Origin of the sequence: uncultured Cardiobacterium sp., from assembly GCF_938028185.1 — a bacterium.
Lineage (GTDB): Bacteria > Pseudomonadota > Gammaproteobacteria > Cardiobacteriales > Cardiobacteriaceae > Cardiobacterium.
In genome coordinates this window covers 1-2108 of sequence record NZ_CALJAH010000163.1, presented here as the reverse complement: position 1 = coordinate 2108, position 2108 = coordinate 1, and the positions used below count along the sequence as shown (strand labels likewise).

The following is a 2108-nucleotide window of genomic DNA, read 5'->3' as shown; positions in this document are numbered from 1 at the left end:
CTGATTATTTTCGCTAGCAAGCGGCTGAACAGATTTTGACATGGGATTCTCCTGCTATTAAGGGAAAGTAAGGAAAACAGTCCCGGCAAGGAGCTATTGTTCCTGCCGGGGGAGGGCGCTGGGTTAGAAGAATCGCAACGCGGCGGCGGCTAATGCTACCATCGTTCCGATAACCCAGCAGATTGCGGCGAACCGCAATGATGAAATCGCTGACATTGCGTCAGCAATTTCCTTGGCGGCTTTCAACTTCGCGTCGAAGGCCTCCTGTTGGGTCTCCAACTGGAGGCGCACCTCTTCGCGGTGCGCCTCTATCATGAGATCCATGAGGCCAACAATGGCCTCACGGTGAGCGGCGGGGATCCGCTCAATTTTTTGAGCGATTTCACTTAAGTTTGTCATAGATACCTCCTGACAAAAATGCAGGAGAAATGACATCCCCCGCAGGGAAAACATTTCCCCTGCGGGTTTTAGAAAGATGCTGCACCGAGTGCAGCAGTTTGAAAAGACGCCATCCGGTCTTGCGACCAGCCAGATTTTCAGATGGCGGCGGAATATTCCGCACTGTCCGGCATTTGGGTTGCGTGTATAGTTCGCCAACTTTCACGGGCAATATAGTCGTTTCCCCCTTTGCCGTCAATCATTTGCACGCAGCAAAAACCCGGCTTGAGCCGGGTCTCTGAGGTCAGTTTTCTTCGTTGTCATCGCCGTCGGCATTGACTGCAAACAATGGCGGTGCGGCGGTATAGGGGCGGATATACCCCCGGTCAGCAAAATGGCGTTGCATCAGGTCGCAGGCCCAGTGATACACCAGCCGTTGCCGCGTCAGCTGCGGCGCGTCGAGCAGCTCGTCAAGACGGTAGTCCGCCTGTTCAAGGATGTCGATGGCGTTCAAATCCACCCAGCGGTGGATGCTGTCGCGGTGGCGGGTATAGAGCCATTTCGTGTCGGCATCTTCGAGCGCGTAAACGACGTCTTCGTAGTTGTCCGGGTTCAGGTCAAGGTGGCGCAGCAGGTAGTGCAGGTCGCCGATGCCCGGCAATCCCGGATCGTCGCGGATGACGAGAAAATCGCTGTCCACGCAGCCGTAGTTGAGGCAGAGATCATTCAGCAGGGCGAAGTCGATGTCTTCCGCATCGTGCAACACCATGCTGAAGACGCGGCGTGCGGCTGCGCGCGGGACGTGATAGTGGAAGTCCTCACGCTCGCAGAAGGCCAGCCAACGTGCGCCGTCAAGCCGGCCGTCGTCGCCGTGGGCGAGATAGACCAGAGCGCGGTATTCGCGCGGCGGTATTTCCGCCCGCCGGTTGCGTTCGCCGATGAAGTCGGTAGCGCTACGCACCGATAGCGCCCATTGGGGCGGATAGCCGTGGGCTTCCAGGTATTGCCGCACTGCCGCCAGCGGGTCGCGTGGTGCGTCTGCGGGGAAGATATGGGCGGAGAGCCGGGCGGCGATGGTCGCTGCCTGTTCGTGCCGGGTGTCGAAGTAAATCATCCAGGCGGAGAGGGTTTGCAGAGAGTTTTTCATGGGGAATCCTTAAAAAGTTACCCCGGCGGCGTGAGCCGTCCGGGGCATGGTGTGTGGAAGATGCAAGATGTGTTTGTGCGGTGTGCTCAGAGCCAGTCGTCATCGTCCCAACGGGAGCGGTACCACGGTTTGCGGCCACGCCGCCAGCGGATGAGCAGGCTGACAAGGATCAGGGCAATCAGCACGCGGGCGCTAAAGACGTCACTCAACAGTTCGGCCAGCAGTTCAATGCTGATGGATGAGCAAAAGAGGGAAAGACCGTTCACTTTCATGCGGCCTCCCGCTTGGTGGTGAGGTTGTCGCTGCCAGACGTGGCATTTTGCGGCGCGACGCCCAGCTGACCTTCGCGGATGAGGCGGCAGAGCAGACGCTCGTATTCCCCCTGGCGGGAGAGGTCGAGCAGCACCGCCTCTATGCCCATTGTGGTGAGCGGGCGGATGAAGTTTTCTGCGCGCAACTGCGGCAACAATACATCCTGCCAGTGCGGCAGCAGGCCGAGTTCGGAGAGCTGCCCCAGTTCAAGCCAGAGGGTGGTGTCCTAAAATGTATGCTGCCTCAAACAAATCCGTAGTTGATATAGAAA

At 58.3% G+C, this 2108-nt stretch carries 4 protein-coding genes; all 4 read right to left on the bottom strand.

Going from position 1 to position 2108, the window contains the following annotated elements:
- Positions 1-123 precede the first annotated feature (123 nt).
- Positions 124-399 carry a hypothetical protein gene (locus tag Q0349_RS04910; RefSeq protein WP_298079764.1) on the bottom strand — a complete coding sequence of 92 codons (276 nt, stop codon included), beginning with the start codon at positions 397-399 and terminating at the stop codon, positions 124-126.
- A 283-nt stretch (positions 400-682) separates the two neighbouring features.
- The gene (locus Q0349_RS04905) at positions 683-1525 is read right to left on the bottom strand and encodes a hypothetical protein (RefSeq protein ID WP_298079763.1); all 843 of its coding nucleotides are present in this window, start codon (positions 1523-1525) and stop codon (positions 683-685) included.
- Between the two features lie 86 nt (positions 1526-1611).
- Complete coding sequence (locus Q0349_RS04900) at positions 1612-1797, bottom strand: hypothetical protein (protein WP_298079762.1); 186 nt, start codon at positions 1795-1797, stop codon at positions 1612-1614.
- Positions 1794-1991: a hypothetical protein gene (locus Q0349_RS04895; protein ID WP_298079761.1), complete on the bottom strand. Its 198-nt coding sequence runs from the start codon at positions 1989-1991 to the stop codon at positions 1794-1796. The genes Q0349_RS04900 and Q0349_RS04895 overlap by 4 nt, the downstream gene beginning before the upstream one ends.
- Between the last annotated feature and the right edge of the window lie 117 nt (positions 1992-2108).